General features: G+C 56.8%; 15 protein-coding genes and 1 pseudogene. 3 read left to right on the forward strand and 13 right to left on the reverse strand.

Annotation, left to right across the window (positions count from 1 at the left end):
* Positions 1-93 precede the first annotated feature (93 nt).
* From gspF to gspG, 7 genes are read right to left on the reverse strand one after another with little or no spacing between them, the layout of a single operon-like run.
* Positions 94-1,305, reverse strand: a complete 1,212-nt coding sequence (gspF, locus tag K5E40_RS28085; RefSeq protein WP_221733509.1) for a type II secretion system inner membrane protein GspF — start codon at positions 1,303-1,305, stop codon at positions 94-96.
* Positions 1,305-2,711 (reverse strand): type II secretion system ATPase GspE, encoded by a 1,407-nt coding sequence (gene gspE, locus K5E40_RS28090; protein WP_221733510.1) that lies wholly within the window; start codon positions 2,709-2,711, stop codon positions 1,305-1,307. The genes gspF and gspE overlap by 1 nt, the downstream gene beginning before the upstream one ends.
* Complete coding sequence (gene gspD, locus K5E40_RS28095; protein ID WP_221733511.1) at positions 2,708-5,059, reverse strand: type II secretion system secretin GspD; 2,352 nt, start codon at positions 5,057-5,059, stop codon at positions 2,708-2,710. The genes gspE and gspD overlap by 4 nt, the downstream gene beginning before the upstream one ends.
* Positions 5,056-5,604 carry a type II secretion system protein GspM gene (gene gspM, locus K5E40_RS28100; RefSeq protein WP_221733512.1) on the reverse strand — a complete coding sequence of 183 codons (549 nt, stop codon included), beginning with the start codon at positions 5,602-5,604 and terminating at the stop codon, positions 5,056-5,058. Before gspM ends, gspD begins: the two co-directional genes overlap by 4 nt.
* Positions 5,597-6,775 carry a type II secretion system protein GspL gene (gene gspL / locus K5E40_RS28105; RefSeq protein ID WP_221733513.1) on the reverse strand — a complete coding sequence of 393 codons (1,179 nt, stop codon included), beginning with the start codon at positions 6,773-6,775 and terminating at the stop codon, positions 5,597-5,599. The genes gspM and gspL overlap by 8 nt, the downstream gene beginning before the upstream one ends.
* Positions 6,772-7,728 (reverse strand): type II secretion system minor pseudopilin GspK, encoded by a 957-nt coding sequence (gene gspK, locus K5E40_RS28110; RefSeq protein ID WP_221733514.1) that lies wholly within the window; start codon positions 7,726-7,728, stop codon positions 6,772-6,774. Before gspK ends, gspL begins: the two co-directional genes overlap by 4 nt.
* A gap of 8 nt (positions 7,729-7,736) precedes the next feature.
* A complete protein-coding gene (gene gspG / locus K5E40_RS28115) occupies positions 7,737-8,195 on the reverse strand; it encodes a type II secretion system major pseudopilin GspG (protein ID WP_187678581.1) in 459 nt (152 codons plus the stop codon).
* 148 nt (positions 8,196-8,343) lie between these two features.
* Between gspG and gspI the strand changes: the two genes are divergently transcribed.
* Entirely contained in the window at positions 8,344-8,718 is a 375-nt protein-coding gene (gspI, locus tag K5E40_RS28120; RefSeq protein ID WP_221733515.1) for a type II secretion system minor pseudopilin GspI, read from the forward strand.
* Positions 8,719-8,980: 262 nt separating this feature from the next.
* On the opposite strand, the gene K5E40_RS28125 is transcribed toward gspI, so the two are convergent.
* Positions 8,981-9,340: a DUF6124 family protein gene (locus K5E40_RS28125; RefSeq protein ID WP_221733516.1), complete on the reverse strand. Its 360-nt coding sequence runs from the start codon at positions 9,338-9,340 to the stop codon at positions 8,981-8,983.
* Between the two features lie 591 nt (positions 9,341-9,931).
* Between K5E40_RS28125 and K5E40_RS28130 the strand changes: the two genes are divergently transcribed.
* Together K5E40_RS28130 and K5E40_RS28135 are read left to right on the forward strand one after the other, a co-directional pair.
* On the forward strand, positions 9,932-10,273 hold the full coding sequence (locus K5E40_RS28130; protein ID WP_260456096.1) for a hypothetical protein: 342 nt from the start codon (positions 9,932-9,934) through the stop codon (positions 10,271-10,273).
* A 251-nt stretch (positions 10,274-10,524) separates the two neighbouring features.
* Positions 10,525-10,914, forward strand: coding sequence for a hypothetical protein (locus tag K5E40_RS28135; protein ID WP_221733517.1), 390 nt, complete (start codon positions 10,525-10,527; stop codon positions 10,912-10,914).
* Positions 10,915-11,074: 160 nt separating this feature from the next.
* Here the strand turns inward: K5E40_RS28135 and K5E40_RS28140 are convergent.
* From K5E40_RS28140 to K5E40_RS28160, 5 genes and pseudogenes are all read right to left on the reverse strand, one after another.
* Positions 11,075-11,314: pseudogene (locus K5E40_RS28140) on the reverse strand (DUF6124 family protein); the annotation flags it as partial.
* Positions 11,315-11,369: 55 nt separating this feature from the next.
* Positions 11,370-12,980, reverse strand: coding sequence for an AAA family ATPase (locus tag K5E40_RS28145; RefSeq protein WP_221733518.1), 1,611 nt, complete (start codon positions 12,978-12,980; stop codon positions 11,370-11,372).
* A 27-nt stretch (positions 12,981-13,007) separates the two neighbouring features.
* On the reverse strand, positions 13,008-13,529 hold the full coding sequence (locus K5E40_RS28150) for a 4Fe-4S single cluster domain-containing protein (protein WP_221733519.1): 522 nt from the start codon (positions 13,527-13,529) through the stop codon (positions 13,008-13,010).
* Positions 13,530-14,162 carry a DUF2997 domain-containing protein gene (locus K5E40_RS28155; protein WP_221733520.1) on the reverse strand — a complete coding sequence of 211 codons (633 nt, stop codon included), beginning with the start codon at positions 14,160-14,162 and terminating at the stop codon, positions 13,530-13,532.
* A 2-nt stretch (positions 14,163-14,164) separates the two neighbouring features.
* Positions 14,165-15,130 (reverse strand): hypothetical protein, encoded by a 966-nt coding sequence (locus K5E40_RS28160; RefSeq protein ID WP_260456097.1) that lies wholly within the window; start codon positions 15,128-15,130, stop codon positions 14,165-14,167.
* Positions 15,131-15,288: the final 158 nt, after the last annotated feature.

Consider the following 15,288-nt stretch of genomic DNA (forward strand, 5'->3'; position numbering starts at 1 on the left):
TCGCGAGCAAGCCCGCTCCCACAGTTGAAATGCGTTCCCCTGTGGGAGCGGGCTTGCTCGCGAACGGGCCCGATCAGACAACCGCAAAACCCGCTACTGCACCAACTGGTTGATCTCAATGATCGGCAACAACACCGCCATCACAATCACCAGCACCACCCCACCCATCACCACAATCATCAAGGGCTCAAGCAGCGCGGTCATGCCCATCGCCCGGCGCTCGATATCCCGGGACAGGGTCAGCGCCGCCCGCTCTAGCATCGGTGGCAGCGAACCGGTTTTCTCGCCGCTGGCGATCAGGTGAATCAGCACCGGCGGAAACACATTCTCCACCCGCAGCGCCGCCGCCAGGTTGACACCTTCGCGCACCTTGGCCGTGGCATCGCTGACGCTCAGGCTCAAGCGGTCGTTGGACAAGGTCTGCCGCGCTGCCTCCAGTGCTCGCAACAACGGCACCCCGGCGCCACCGAGAATCGCCAGCGTCGAGGCAAAACGCGCGGTGTTCAGCCCAAGGATGAAGCGCCCGATCAGCGGCAACTTCAGCACCCGATGATGCCAACTCAAGCGCGCCGCCGGATTACGCAGATACAAACGCCAACTCCAGAATCCGCCGGCCATGAATGCCGCGCACAACCAGCCCCAACTGCGAATGAAATCACTGGCATTGAGCATCGCCAGCGTCAGCCCCGGCAGATCTTGCCGCGCCTGGGAAAACGCACTGACCACCTGCGGCACCACGTAGCTGAGCAGGAAAATCACAATGCCGATCGACACCAACCCGACCACACCGGGGTAGATAAACGCCGTGAGAATCTTGCCGCGCAGGTTGTTGCGTTCTTCGATGTAATCGGCCAGTCGTTCCATCACCTGCGCCAGATCGCCGGACTCTTCCCCCGCCGCGATCAACGCGCGGTAGATCTCGGGAAAATCCCGTGGTCGCGCCGCCAGGGACTCGGCCAGACGCATGCCGCTGCGCACGTCGGCACGCACGGCGCTGAGGGTGTGGGCGATGTGCTTTTTCTCGGCCTGCTCGACCGTGGCACTCAACGCCGCTTCCAGTGGCAGACTGGCGCCGAGCAGGCTCGCCAGTTGCCGGGTGGCCCAGGCCAGGTCGTTGTCCGAGAGCTTGGCGCTGAACAATCCGCCGCCACCGTGGCTGGCGACGTTGCTTTCCTTTTGCACCGACAACGCGGTCAAGCCGCGCCCACGCAAGGCACTGAACGCGGCGGTTTGACTGTCAGCCTCCAGATGCCCGGATTCGATTTTTCCGCTGGCGTCGGCGGCTTCAAAGCGATAGCGATTCATCAGGCGTCCCGTGTCACACGCAGGATTTCTTCGGGGGCGGTGGCACCGCTGCGAATCCAGCGTTCACCGTCCTCGCGCAGGCTGAACATCCCGGCCTTGGCGGCAGCCGCGCGCAAGGCTTGCTCCCCCGCGCCTTGGTGAATCAAGGTGCGAATGTCATCGTCGATGCAGAACAATTCGTGAATGCCGGTTCGGCCGCTGTAACCCGTGTTGTTGCAGACGGCGCAACCCACCGGGCGCCAAGTCCCGGGGGTCGCCGGATCTTCCTGTTTGCATTGATTACACAACCTGCGCACCAGCCGTTGCGCCAGCACGCCGAGCATCGACGAGGCCAGCAGAAACGGCTCCACACCCATGTCGATCAAGCGATTGACCGCCGACACCGCGTCGTTGGTGTGCAGGGTCGCCAGCACCAGGTGACCGGTCAGCGAAGCCTGTACGGCGATTTGCGCAGTTTCCAGATCGCGGATCTCGCCGATCATGATGATGTCCGGGTCCTGGCGCAGAATTGCCCGCAGTGCGAGGGCAAAGGTCATGTCGATTTTGGCGTTGACCTGAATCTGGCTGATCCCCGGCAGGTCGTATTCCACCGGGTCTTCGACGGTGAGGATGTTGCTGGTGCTCGCGTCCAGCCGCGCCAGCGCCGCGTAAAGGCTGGTGGTCTTGCCACTGCCGGTGGGGCCGGTGACCAGCACGATGCCGTGGGGCTGGCGGATCAGGTGATCGAGCTTGGCCAGCACCTGCGCGTCCATGCCGAGGGTTTCCAGGTGCAAGCGCCCGGCCTGCTTGTCGAGCAGACGCATCACCACCCGTTCGCCATGGCCGGTGGGCACGGTCGAGACGCGAATATCGATCGGCCGGCCCGCCACACGCAAAGCAATCCGCCCATCCTGCGGCAGGCGTTTTTCGGCGATGTCGAGCTGGGCCATGATCTTGATCCGCGACACCAATGCACCGTGCAACGCCTTGCGGGGCGAGACCACGTCACGCAGGGTGCCGTCGACGCGGTAGCGCACCACCGAATGGGTTTCGAACGGCTCGATGTGAATATCGCTGGCCTCATCGCGAGCGGCCTGGGTGAGCAGCGCGTTGATCATGCGGATCACCGGGGCGCCGTCCTGGGTATCCAGCAGATCGGTGATTTCCGGCATGTCCTGCATCAGACGATCAAGGTCGACTTCGTTTTCAGCAGCGCCGACCACCGCCGCGGCGCTGCCCGTGTCGGCGTAGGCGGCGGCGAGCAAACCGTCGAGTTCGTCATCGCGCACCCGCGTGACTTTGGCCTCGCCGAACTGGCGTCGCACCTCGCTGATCGACCAGCCGGGCGTCGCCGGGCACACCGTCAACACCCCGTCGCGCAGCAAGATGCGTTGAGCCTTGGCCCAGGCGTATGGCAAGACGCTCATTGCAAGGGCACTGCTTTAATCGTGGCGCGCGGCCCCGACGTCGGCCTGCTCACCGGCACGCCTTGCGACGCCGTGGGTAATTGCGGCGCCTGCATGTCCGGCATCGCCCAACTGCGCTCCGGTTGCAAACCGCCCTGTGCACGGCGCATGAAGTCATAGCGGTTCAGTGTGATGCTGCGCCCCGCTTCGCTGTCGCGAATGATGTACGGGCGCAGGAACACCATCAGGTTGGTCTTGCTGATCGCCCGGCGCTCGTTGCGAAACAGCGCGCCAATTCCGGGGATGGTCGACAGCCACGGCACCGCGTCATTGCTCTGGCTGTAGCCATCCTGCAGCAAGCCGCCGAGCACCATGATCTGCCCGTCATCGAGCAGGATGCTGGTGTCGATCGCACGTTTGTTGGTGACAATGCCCGCCGCTCTCGCGCTGTTGGACGCGCGCTCGTCAATGCTGCTGACTTCCTGATAGATGTCGAGTTTGACCGTACCGCCCTCGGAAATCTGCGGGCGCACATTGAGTTTCAACCCCACTTCTTCACGCGTCACGGTCTGGAACGGGTTGTTGCTGGTGCCCCCGCCGCCGGTGACGTAGCTGCCGCTGACAAACGGGATGGTCTGGCCGACGAAAATGCTCGCCGCTTCGTTGTCCAGCGTCAGCAGGTTCGGCGTCGACAGCACGTTGGTGCCGCCCTTGCTCTTCAGCGCTCGCGCCAACACTTTCAGATCAAGAATCTTGCCGATGCCGGGAATATCGACCGTGCCGTTGACGTAGCCGAGGTTCAAACCCTGCGGCAGCGCATCAATGCTGGTCTTGCCGCTGAGATTGAAGCCGGAACCACCCAGATTCGCGCCACCAATCACGCCATCGCCGCCCAGGTTGCCGGTCTGCCACTGCACGCCGAACTCACTGGCATCGTCCTCGCCGACTTCGACAATCAGGCTTTCGATCACCACTTGCGCGCGGCGCTGATCGAGCAGATCAATGACTTCGCGCAGGTTGCGGTAGAGCGGCTCCGGCGCGGAAATCAGCAAGGTGTTAGTGGTCGCGTCAGCCTGAATCGTCACGCCACCAGCGCTGAACGCAACGTTTTGCTCGGTGCTTTGGGCGCTGCCACTGGTGGCGCTGCTGCCCTGGGCATAACTGCCGCCAGTGCTGCCGTTGCTGGAAGTGGTCGAAGTAGTGCCGCTGGTTTGCGTACCACTCTGAGCATTCGAACCACCATTATTGCCGCTGCTGCCCATGGCACTGAGCACCGAACGCGCGCTGTCACTGGTGCCGCTGTCGCTTTCGCCGGTAAGCAAACCGCGTAACGCCTGCGCCAGTTTCGCCGCTTGCGCGTTACGCAAATAAACCACATGCAGATTGCTCGGATTGCTTTGCGCGTTATCCAGTTTGTAGATCAGATTCCGCGCCAGTTCCGTGCGCTCCGGACTGCCAGCGCGAATGATGATGGTGTTCGAGCGTGGATCGCCAATCACCGCGATTTTCTGCGTCGGATCATTGCCCGGCGTGTCGAGTAAATCAGCGACCATCGGCGCGATGTCGGCAGCGATGCCGTTCTGGATCTGCACCACGTCGGTGTCGATGGCGCTTGGCGTGTCGATGCTGGCGATCAACTGCGCGACGCGGGTCAGGTTGTCGGCGTAATCGGTGATGACAACGGTGTTGTTGCCGGGATAGGCGTTGATCGGATTGTTCGGCGACACAATCGGCCGCAACACCGGAATCAGGTTCACCGCGTTCTCGTATTGCAGTCGAAACGTGCGGGTGAGCATGCCGTTGCCGGCAGGTTTGTCGGCGCTGTAGATCGGCCCGCCGAGCAGTTTGGCATCGGCCTCAGGCACGACGTGGGCGACCCCGCCGACATCGACCACGGCAAAGCCTTGCATGCGCAGAGCCGACAGCAGCATGTCGTAGGCCTGGTGCGCCGGCACCTGACCTTCCGAAACCAGCGTCAGGCTACCCTTGACCCGTGGATCGACCAGAAACTGCTGACCGGTCGAACGTGACAAGGCGCGCACCACCGCTTGAATATCCGCGTCGACAAAATTCAGCGTCACCGGTTGATTACCCAGCGGATTGCTCGGCACGGCGCTGCCCCGTGAGGCGGCGCTACCACGAGCGCGCTGGGTGATGTTGTGCAATTGCTTGGGCGCGGGCCTGACTTGCGCCTGAGCCCGCTCGCGATCAAGCACCGCATCACCGCTGCGCTGAGTGTTGGCCAACGGCCGGCCGAGTTCGCTGTCGACCAGCAGCGGCGGCTGATTCGGCGGTGTGCTGGTGTTGCTGCACGCGCTCAACGCCATCAGCAGCATCGGCAGTGCCAGTTTGGATCCTGACCCCTTCATGAAGCTTCCTTAGCGCCCAGCGCCTGATCCATGCGAACGGTGCCTGACAAAGTGCCGGCAGTAACTTCGGTCGAAGCGTTTTCCGCGCGTTGCAAACGGGCCTCGACCACTTGCAGAGAAAGTTGCGACGGCTGGCTCAGCAACCAGTCGAGCACCGCGTCGGCCGGCGCGGCGTCGAAGGTCAGTTGCCACGAAGCCGAATCCGCCGCCTGCAATTGATAGTGCCCGGCCAGACCTCTGGCCTGCAGGGTTTGCTCCAGCGACTGGCCGACGCCTTGCCCGTCCGGGCGCACATTGACCTCGCGCAGCAGCACTTCCAGCGCTTCGGTCTGCGCGCGCAACTTCGGCGTTTCGTTTTGCCAATAGCTGATTTTTTTCAGCGGTGGCTGAATCAGTGCCACCCAGAGCAGCAGACCGAACAGCGCGATGGCCATGCCCGCGACCATGCGTTTCTCGCGCAATGCCAACGGCTGCCAACGCGCCTGCAACTGACGATTGAAGCCCTGCCAGCGGGCGCGGTGAATCGCCAACGCAGCCTTATTCATCGTCTGCCTCGCTGCTGTTGTCTTCGGTTTCATTGGTGCTGGCTTCAGCGGCCGGGCGCAACGTCCAGCCCTCGTCGTCGGCCGTCACGCTGATCCCGGCCTGGGCCAGGGCGCTTTGCCAATCCTTGTCATTGCCGCTGCGACGGGCGTCGCTCAACAGGCTCAGTTGCAACGTCCCGTCGACATAGGCCAGACGTTCAACGCTGCCGGCCATGAACGGCATGCCCGTGCCCGCCTGCAACACCAGGCGACTGAAGTTCTGCGCCGGGTCATCGACCGCGCCTTTTTGCCGCGCCGCCAATTGCTGGCGGGCCTGCTGCAGCGGATTGAGGATCACCGGCAATTCGGGGAAGGCCTGCTTCACCCGCACATTCATCTGCGTCTTGAGCTGCTGCCCCTGACTGGCTTCGCGCGCGGCATACAGGTTCAAACCGATCACCCATACCGCCACGGCCAGCGCCGACAAGCCAAGCGCCCGCCCCCAACCACGATGTTCAGTGACTTGCTGTTGCAGCACACCGTGCAAGCCCCAACCCGGTACCGGCCCGGTCCAGCGCAGGGCTTCGCTCATGGGCAGTTCGGCACCGGGTGGCGGCGCTGCGCCGATCCAGTGCAGCGTGACGCCCGGCTCCCACAGCGTGTTGTCGACGCCTTCATCAAACAACGGTTGCACCCGCGCCGATTGCAGACTTTCGCGCAGCAACAGATGGCCGTCCTGCACACACGCGACAAGGCCCGGCAGCACCGGCAAGCTGTACGCCGCCGGGTACAAACCGCGCAGGTTCAGGCCGGACTGCTTGAGGAGATGCGCAAGGTGCAGCAGGCGTTGACGCGGCGCCCACGCGATTTGCACCCGCCCCGCCTCGTCACGCGGACTGTGGGCGATGTGCATCTCACGGCTGTCGCCGAGCATCAGCGCCTGCGCCGCGCATTGCACCGCCGCTGCCGTTTTGTTGGCCGGCAGCGGCGGCAGATCGATACTCGCCACGAGGCTGTCCGCCGGGTGCAGAAAACACAGCAGTGGCGGCAGTTTCGGCAGCTGAATCAACTGCGCCAATGTCAGCCAGTCTTCACGGCTGACCTGGCCCTGACGATCCAGCCATGCGCAATTCACCGTGCAGTCCAAGTCCAGTTCCGCCAATGGCGGCAGCGCAACCCTTATCTGAGTCATACGCCCACCCGCGACCAGATCACTTGCGGCAACCGGTCCTGGCTACGATGCAACAACGCCTCGAGGCTGACCCGGCGCTGCTCGCGTCGCGCTTCACCGCGCAGGCGAAACCAGTCGCTGGTGATGCCGACCTTGACGCTGCTGACTTCCAGATTCGGCATGCGCAAGCGGTTAACGAAGTCGCCCCGGTTGATGAACCAGCGTCCGGCGTCACGCTCATTGATCAACGCCTGCGCGCGCTCCAGCGACAACCCCGGCACATACGCCGCCAGTACCGGTGCAGTGGCGGTATTGCCGTTGAGCCAGGTCGTCGCGGGAATCACCGTCATGTAAGGCGCCAGTTTGCCGATCACCGCGTCATTCACACCGTCAACACTGCGCAAATCATCGATGCTGCGCAGCATCGGCAACGTCGGATTTTGTGGTTTGCGCGAGGCGTTAGGCGATGTCGCCCGACCGCTGTCGACGCCGTTGTTGTTCTCGGCCATCTGCGGATTCAACAGTCGCGGGTACGACTCGATGACCCGCTGACGGATGCGCTGATTCAAACCGGCGCTGATCCCGATCAACTCGCACAAGCGCTGAAACGCCTGCACCTGCGCCTCATCGACACGCTCATTGGCCACCAGATTGCGCAGATTGAACTTGCCCTGCTCGTCTTCCAGTCGCCCCTCGAAACCCTGAGCCACCCAGCGCTGCGCCCACGGCTGATCGAGCCGGGTCAGCGGATCGCGCTGGCGAGCATCCCAGAGAATTTGGCGGCTGATCTCCACGCCGCCCTGCACAATCCAGCGCCCCTGCACGCGCTGCTGATCGGCCTCCAGCGCACGGGTCGACACGCTCTGGCGCGTCAACATGCCCGCCGCAATCACCGCCACCACGGCCGCAATCAGCAACGCGCTGATAATCGCCATTCCTTGTTGCTTCGCCCCGTCAGGCGAACGTCTGTTCATGGCCGGCCTTACAGCTGCCAGGAACCGATATCGGCATTCACGCCGTCGCCGTCCGGCTGACCGTCGGCACCGAGCGAGAAAATGTCGATCTCGCCGTTGGCGCCCGGGTTGAGGTACTGATAAGGACGGCCCCACGGATCATTCGGCAAACGCTCCAGGTACGAACGCCAGTTGCTGTTCTTCGCATCCGCCGGCCGCTCCACCAGCACTTTCAAGCCCTGATTCATGCTCGGGTAAGTGCCGTGGTCGAGGCGATACAACTTCAAAGCCTGCATCAAACCGCCAATGTCCTGCTTCGCCGCCGTCGCCCGCGCCTGATCCGGCCGGTCGAGCACCTTGGGCACCACCATCGCCGCCAGAATCCCCAAAATCACCACCACCACCATGATCTCGATCAGGGTAAAACCCTGCTGCCCACGGGGCTTGCGCGGCGACTGCTCAGGCGGTTTGCACGGTGCGATATCCATCTCGACATTCCTTTGGCTTGATTCGATTCGACGCGCAGTGTTGCAAGAAGATATGTCAGGGATGTTGAAAATCCTCGGGAGTTTTCGTCGTCAAGCCGTCAAGGACGGGGGTTAGCGTCGAGGGCTGTGCTTTGGTTTTGGGCCATTTATGCGTGCGCGTTCCCGAGAAAGCGGATTCACCCTGATAGAAGTGCTGGTGGCGCTAGCGATTATTGCCGTGGCGATGTCAGCGGCTGTGCGCGTGGCGGGGTTGATGACGCAGAGCAACGGGGTGTTGCGGGATCGGTCGATTGCTTTACTGGCCGGGCAAAGTCGTTTGGCGGAGTTGCGGCTTGAAGGCAAGTTGCCGATGGGGATGAAAGCGCAGGAGTGTGATCAGGGGCGGTTGTTGTTGCGGTGTGAGCAAGTGATCGCAACGGTGGAGAATGGGCGGTTGCTCAAGGTTGGGATTCAAGTATTCGACCGCAACCAGGACGCGCCGCCACTGGCAAAACTCGAAACCCTACTCACCCGCCCCCTGTAGGAGCTGCCGCAGGCTGCGATCTTTTGATCTTGTTTTTCAGGATCAAAATCAAAAGATCGCAGCCTGCGGCAGCTCCTACACAGATATCTCAGGCAGCAGAAACAGCGCATGTGTCATCACCATCGCTGCCAGCCCAGCGCCCAAAGGTTTCACAGCCAGACTAAACATCCCTGACCAACCCAAAACCCTGTGGGAGCGGGCTTGCCCGCGAAGGCGCCAGAACGGACACCCAATCAATCAGCAGGTGATCCCGATACGCGCATCACCCCGGCAACTGCAAATTATCCAACGCCCGATTCACTGCCAATTCCCCGAGCATGATCAACTGCGCAATCCCCAACAATGCCCGACGCTGCGACGCCGGCAACAGACTGGCAACGTTCTGCGCGATGGTTTGGGCCGAAGCGAGTGTTTCACTGGCATCGATCAGCAGTTCTTCATTTTTGTTGTCCGCCGTTACGGCATACATCCCACGTTTTTTACGCGGAGGCGGCGTGGAACCGGGTGGACAGAGGTAATGGTCGAGGGCGCGGTCGGCGGCTTCGTGAAGTTTTCTGGAATCGAGGGATTCGTAAGGGGAAACCGAGTCGGTTTCGGGTGGGTTGGGTGTTGGTTTGATCATGGTGAAGCTCCTTGATTGTTGGAGCCGCCACATTTCGCTGCGAAACGAAGGGAGGTGGCAGCTGTACGCAGGTTCGCAGACCGGGAATCAAGGCACCCGGCATACCCGAAGGTATCCCGCGCACAGCCGCCATAAAGCACCATTGCCGAAAATGGCAACGAGATTGGTAGCGCTGTGCGCCTTGATTGATCCGGGCTGCGAAACCCGATCGCTGATTCGTCAGCGACCGAACCACAATAGAACCCGCCCCCAAGGCGCACAAGCCGGCGGATTCTGGCGTAGCTGTAGGCAATGGCGCAAGGATGTGTAGCCTGGGAGAGTGTTTGGAGATGTCTTTTTAAACGCTGGTGTTTATCGAGACCTTACTGCGGCACCTTCCCGTTTAAACAAATCTGCCCCATTACCGGCAATTTTTACCGCGCACAACGCGTGAACCCAGTCGGGGCGTAAAGGCATTGCGAGCGACTCGACAGAAGCCACTCACCAACAGTCAATCAAAGATCTGTAAGAAATATTGAGCGCAACTTTTGCCTCAGGCATTCTGTGCGACGCAAATGTACATGGACGGTAGATTTTTGGCGGAACTGTTAAATGAAACTAAAAATATTAGCCATCAGCCTTTTATGTTGCGTCAGTTTATTTTCTAGCGCAGCAGACGTTCCTATCAAAGAGGGAATGCCATTTTCGAAAGCCCGAAAAGCTTTGATCAAAAATGGCTGGAAGCCGAATCCGTCCTACTCAAGTGAGTTCGGGGTTGAAAACGTCATCCAAAGAAAAGGCTTCAATGAAATCGAGTCTTGCACGGAAGGCGTCCGTTTCTGCAGCTTCAACTACATCAAGAACGGAGATTGTTTAGGTGTAGGAACTGTCGGCGAAGAAGTCAAAGACATGAAAGTTTATTCCTGGAACTTCAAATGTCCTGAAAAGGATTGAAACCAGAAATCGACAACAAAGTGATGACAAAGGGGACTGATTTATTTTATGGAAATAAATCAGTCCCGTTTTTTTGCTAGGCGTGATCGACAAGATCAAGGCCGGTGACATTCCGGGCGCGATGCCTAAAGCAGCAACAAGGTGGACGGCGCTTCCCGAAGGTCCAGGCAAGAAGAATCACTATCCTCCGCAACCTTACGCCGAGTATCCGGACTTTTCATCGACCTACAAATCTGCGGAGGAACTGTCCAATGAAGGCTTCGCCCCTCGTACTTGCCGCACTTTATTGCATGGGCATCAGCACAGCATTTGCCGACGGCTCACAGGCGATAAGCGACAAACACGGGCCAGCAGGCATCGCCGTCGGTGAGCGTTTGGTGGCAGCCAAGTCCAAGCTAGTCAAACAAGGATGGAAGCCGACGCAGATGCACACCACCGACGGCTATGAATACAGTGGCGTGGAACGGGAGCTGGCTGCACGCAAGTTCTTCGAACTGGATACCTGCTCGTTTGATAGCTCGCGCTGCATCTTGTACTACACGAAGAAAGGAACTTGCCTGCGCGTCGATACCATCGGTGAGCAATTCAATGACATGACGGTGACGCGATGGACCCGTGAATGTCCCGAGGCGCCTCAATAACCACACGAAAACGGCGCAGGACAGTACCCGACCCGCTCCCACAGCTTTCAGCGTCGTACACAACATCTGCAATCAGCATAAAACCCTGTGGGAGCGGGCTTGCCCGCGAAGGCGCCAGAACGGACACCCAATCAATCATCAGGTGATCCCGACACCCGCATCACCCCGGCAATTGCAGATTATCCAACGCCCGATTCACCGCCAGTTCCCCCAGCATGATCAACTGCGCAATCCCCAACAACGCCCGACGCTGCGACGCCGGCAACAGACTGGCGACGTTCTGGGCGATGGTTTGCGCCGAAGCGAGTGTTTCACTGGCATCGAGCAGCAGTTCTTCATTTTTGTTGTCCGCCGTCACGGCGTACATCCCACGGCTTTTGCGTAGAGGCGGCGTGGAACCGGCCCATGGGCGTGTCGCCAGGGATTAAGCGGTTAGGCTGCCAAATCACCGAAAATTAAAAATCAATTTGCCTACCGCCGATTTGAGTTTCCTTATCATTCTGACCGGCAACCATAGCCGAAGCGCTAATTGCATTTTGATTCGCCCAATCACGAAGTTTCGTGAACTCGTCTTTACGCATTTTGCTCATGGGTACAAAACGCGAAATAGTCGTTTCAAAATCCACCATCGTCAAGTCGCTTAAATCACCAGAGCCATTCATCCGCCGTGAGAACGCTTCAATCAGCGAGTCCCCAACCCAAGCTTCGATTTCAGCACCAGAAAGCACAATGTCTTTACCAAAATTCGACTCGCCGCCTAGAGCAGACAATCGATCCAAATCGAATTTTTCTGGATCACGCTTCAATTTCTTCAGATGTATTTCAAGAATCTTCTTTCTTTCCAATGTCGACGGGAAGTCAACGAAAAATATTTCGTCGAATCGCCCCTTCCTCAACAACTCCGGCGGTAAGCTGTTGATATTGTTAGCGGTAGCAAACACAAAAACAGGTGCCGTTTTTTCTTGCATCCAAGTCAACAGCGTGCCGAATACGCGTGTAGCAGTGCCACCATCAGATGCCCCTCCGGAAGAGCCAGAAAGTCCTTTTTCAATTTCATCGATCCATAGGATGCAGGGCGAGATAGCTTCGGCAGTACGTAGTGCGGAACGAATATTGGATTCTGAAGAGCCGACCACCCCTTGGAAGATTTTTCCCATATCCAAACGCAATAAGGGCATGTTCCATGACGACGATATGCATTTCGCCGTTAACGACTTGCCACAACCGGGAACTCCCGTTAAGAGCAAACCCTTCGGGGTTCTGACACCAAACTCCTGAGCCAACTGCCCAAAACACTGGCTACGCAAATGGAGCCATTTCTTAAGAGTTGCCAGCCCTCCAACATCTTCAAGACTTACCTTTGAGTCAATGTATTCCAAGATGCCTGTTTTCCGTATAATTTGTTTTTTCTCGGAAAGCAGATCCTTTACGGTGTTTTCATTTATATTCAGACTGGATACCAATGAACGAGACAAGCTATTGTCAATTTCCAACCCCGTGAGACCCAAAGCGGCATCAATGAGTTTATCTTTTGCCTCACTAGAAAGATCAATCTTAACGCTGCCATTACCCTGCCATGAATTAACAAAGTTATTTATCTGAGCCTTAACTTCTTCTCTTGACGGGAGTGGAAAATCAATTAACGTTATTTCCTTTTGCAGATCATTGGCAACTTCAAAGCTGGGTGCCACGACAATGCAGTTACTTCGATAACCACGCGAACGGATATTGATGGCTAAATCTCGAAGTCGACGGCGGTAGACAGGGTTTGAGCTTGAGGCAAGGTAGTTATGAGCATCACAAAAAACAAAAATGTTTTTGCTGCCCTCCTCCTTCGCCTTTTCTTCGCAAAAATCCAAGGCCATTTTCAGATCAAAGGTTTTATCCCCAGCCACGACGCCATTTATCTGCACGCCTAGCGTCGAGTTCCAAACGAACAAACGATGGCTGAGCGCCTTGGCGATTTCAGAAATCTCATTGAGTGCACGCTCTTCCTCAAAAGTTTCAATGACCAAAATCGCATAACGCGCTTTTAGGTAATCTGTTATCTGCTTGGTACGGCTCATGCTTATTATCCCTGCGCTTGAACTGAGTTATACATGCATCGGAAGACCGGTTTTGGTAACGCCAGAACTTGAAACAATAAACTCGACAACTCTTCCAGTACGGAAAAAGTCAATATCGACTCTGTCGCTGGTTTTGATAATTTGCTTGTGCTGATAGGGATGTTTAGCGTTATGCCGATACCGACCGGCCAGCGTCAAGTCTACGGCTTTAACAACTCGAATCATGCCTTCATTCTGGAATATCTCTTTTGGCGTATAGCCTGTATAGAGTATCCAGTTTTTCTCGCCATTGACGGCATGTATTAATTGTTCCAAGGCTGGCGCCTGGTCGAGCGGTTCCCCCCCGGAGAGGGTAACCCCAGCGATGTCCATTGCATTTATCTTCTGAGCCAATTCATAAACAGACATCAGCGTATTCGCTTCGCCATCATGCGTCGTCTGGTTGAAACATCCCTTACAATTCAGCACACAACCCTGCACCCATAATGTCAAGCGTAATCCAGGGCCGTTAACGCGGCTTAACTCCATATGGTGTAAATTGATTTCCATTTAGAAGTTCGCACTGAGAATTTGAAGGGTTTGCTCTTCATGAACTACGGTATATTCCGGCTTCCACTCTGTTACAAGCTCCGCCATAGGGCTAGAAAGTAGAGCCTCAAGCTCTTCAGTAAGTTTTGTGCAAATATCGCCTTTCACGCCATGCACTTCCTCCGTAATTGCATCGCCCGTAAAAGTGACATGAATACCGTATTCATAGCGAGGTCCAAATTCAATCTCGAACCCTTGAAGCGTTTCTTTCACCCTTGCTGGAACCCCTGATGCTTCTATGCGCTTGATGGTTTCATCGATGGCTACGCTGATGTATGCTTTCTGAAAGCTTAAAGCCAAATCATCCATTATCGCTTCATCGTTGACCGAAATACTTTGCCGTTCGATGAGGAGTTTGTATGAGCCCGCCTCAATTTGGCAAACAAATAGATTGAACCCATCAGCGGTTTGGCCACAAATAGCCCTGTATTGCTGCGTGCCCAAATAACCTAACTTGCTCAACACTTTTTTACTGAAATCGCTGGCAAACGTGGAAACCAGACTCGTCGTCGGGCTAAGGCCCATCTTGCCGAAAGCTTTGGCAATCGCTTCTTCATTAACATAAGAAAATTCAAACTTTGTACAATGCGACATTATTAAAGCTCCAGCCTGCGACCGGGAACAACTTCTTCGGCGGCCTGGATAGCAATTAACACATCAGGGGCAACCTCGATGTTACGCACAGGCGCCATGGGTACAAGCGTCGCTTCAGGCGCAACATTTTTTAAAGCCGGGGCTGGAGTTTCGGAGTTGACAACCACTCGACGTCTTTGTACTGCCTGTGATGCACCACTATCGCTCAGAAGACTTGCATCAATCGCTTCTAACAGCCGTCTTATTATCAGGGTTGGATTTGATGTGAGCTTTTCATATAGTTCAATGCGCAACAAAGCATCGGCTCCATCATTGAATTGCAATTTAACAAAATGATTTTGGGATGCATCGCCAGCGATGCCAATGCGCGAGATCTGATTCAGGTCCCGTGACAGCTTTCTCCAAACACTCCCGTCAAACGACGCAACAATTAACTTGGTCGCTGTTGCGGCAAAAGCATTGCAACCATTTTTAACCTCACCGGCATCAAAATTCTGGTAGCTGACCAGAATTTTCTCCCCGGCAGGAAATCCCAGAGCGGTTTCCAAATATTCATTTGTCGAAAAATCGACATCCTCGTGAAATTTTAATGTTTTTGAATAAAAATAAAGACAAACAATGCCACCTATTCCATAGTACAGTGTTGTCATCGCCGTTTCCGGTGCAAGAACTGCAATAATTACCCCCGACAGAATAATGATTGCATAACCGTAATTTATACCCGCCTTTGTATTGAATTTTTTATTTCTATAAGCCTGAAATGTTTTACCGGGAATATATTTTTTTGAAGGTGCAAATAGCAGGACACCCACACCAAAAAAAATCAGAGTGATAAACCCCATTGCAGCCTGGCGAATTTGCCCATTCTGCAACCCTTCAAGAAATGCCCTCGCACCGCCAAAAATAAAAACAGGTAGGCTTGCCAGGATTAAAAGTCCCAATATCTTACCTTTGGCGATCATCATCATTTTCCACACCGGGATAGTTCTTATCATTCACAAACCTTCTAGAGTTGATTCAGTAGCGCGTAGTGACGGGATGACTGTAGAACTGCTGATGGGTCTATGCTACATGACGACCTTTGATTTATCACGCACTAGGGATGGTCTGAAGTAGCCATACGGTT

Origin of the sequence: Pseudomonas baetica, assembly GCF_019733355.1 — a bacterium.
In the GTDB taxonomy this organism is placed as follows: domain Bacteria; phylum Pseudomonadota; class Gammaproteobacteria; order Pseudomonadales; family Pseudomonadaceae; genus Aquipseudomonas; species Aquipseudomonas baetica_A.

Bases quoted from the DNA above. Each gene is read 5' to 3' on its own strand.
- gspF (WP_221733509.1), bottom strand. From the start codon at position 1,305: ATGAATCGCTATCGCTTTGAAGCCGCCGACGCCAGCGGAAAAATCGAA.
- gspE (WP_221733510.1), bottom strand. From the start codon at position 2,711: ATGAGCGTCTTGCCATACGCCTGGGCCAAGGCTCAACGCATCTTGCTG.
- gspD (WP_221733511.1), bottom strand. From the start codon at position 5,059: ATGAAGGGGTCAGGATCCAAACTGGCACTGCCGATGCTGCTGATGGCG.
- gspM (WP_221733512.1), bottom strand. From the start codon at position 5,604: ATGAATAAGGCTGCGTTGGCGATTCACCGCGCCCGCTGGCAGGGCTTC.
- gspL (WP_221733513.1), bottom strand. From the start codon at position 6,775: ATGACTCAGATAAGGGTTGCGCTGCCGCCATTGGCGGAACTGGACTTG.
- gspK (WP_221733514.1), bottom strand. From the start codon at position 7,728: ATGAACAGACGTTCGCCTGACGGGGCGAAGCAACAAGGAATGGCGATT.
- gspG (WP_187678581.1), bottom strand. From the start codon at position 8,195: ATGGATATCGCACCGTGCAAACCGCCTGAGCAGTCGCCGCGCAAGCCC.
- gspI (WP_221733515.1), top strand. From the start codon at position 8,344: ATGCGTGCGCGTTCCCGAGAAAGCGGATTCACCCTGATAGAAGTGCTG.
- K5E40_RS28125 (WP_221733516.1), bottom strand. From the start codon at position 9,340: ATGATCAAACCAACACCCAACCCACCCGAAACCGACTCGGTTTCCCCT.
- K5E40_RS28130 (WP_260456096.1), top strand. From the start codon at position 9,932: ATGAAACTAAAAATATTAGCCATCAGCCTTTTATGTTGCGTCAGTTTA.
- K5E40_RS28135 (WP_221733517.1), top strand. From the start codon at position 10,525: ATGAAGGCTTCGCCCCTCGTACTTGCCGCACTTTATTGCATGGGCATC.
- K5E40_RS28145 (WP_221733518.1), bottom strand. From the start codon at position 12,980: ATGAGCCGTACCAAGCAGATAACAGATTACCTAAAAGCGCGTTATGCG.
- K5E40_RS28150 (WP_221733519.1), bottom strand. From the start codon at position 13,529: ATGGAAATCAATTTACACCATATGGAGTTAAGCCGCGTTAACGGCCCT.
- K5E40_RS28155 (WP_221733520.1), bottom strand. From the start codon at position 14,162: ATGTCGCATTGTACAAAGTTTGAATTTTCTTATGTTAATGAAGAAGCG.
- K5E40_RS28160 (WP_260456097.1), bottom strand. From the start codon at position 15,130: ATGATGATGATCGCCAAAGGTAAGATATTGGGACTTTTAATCCTGGCA.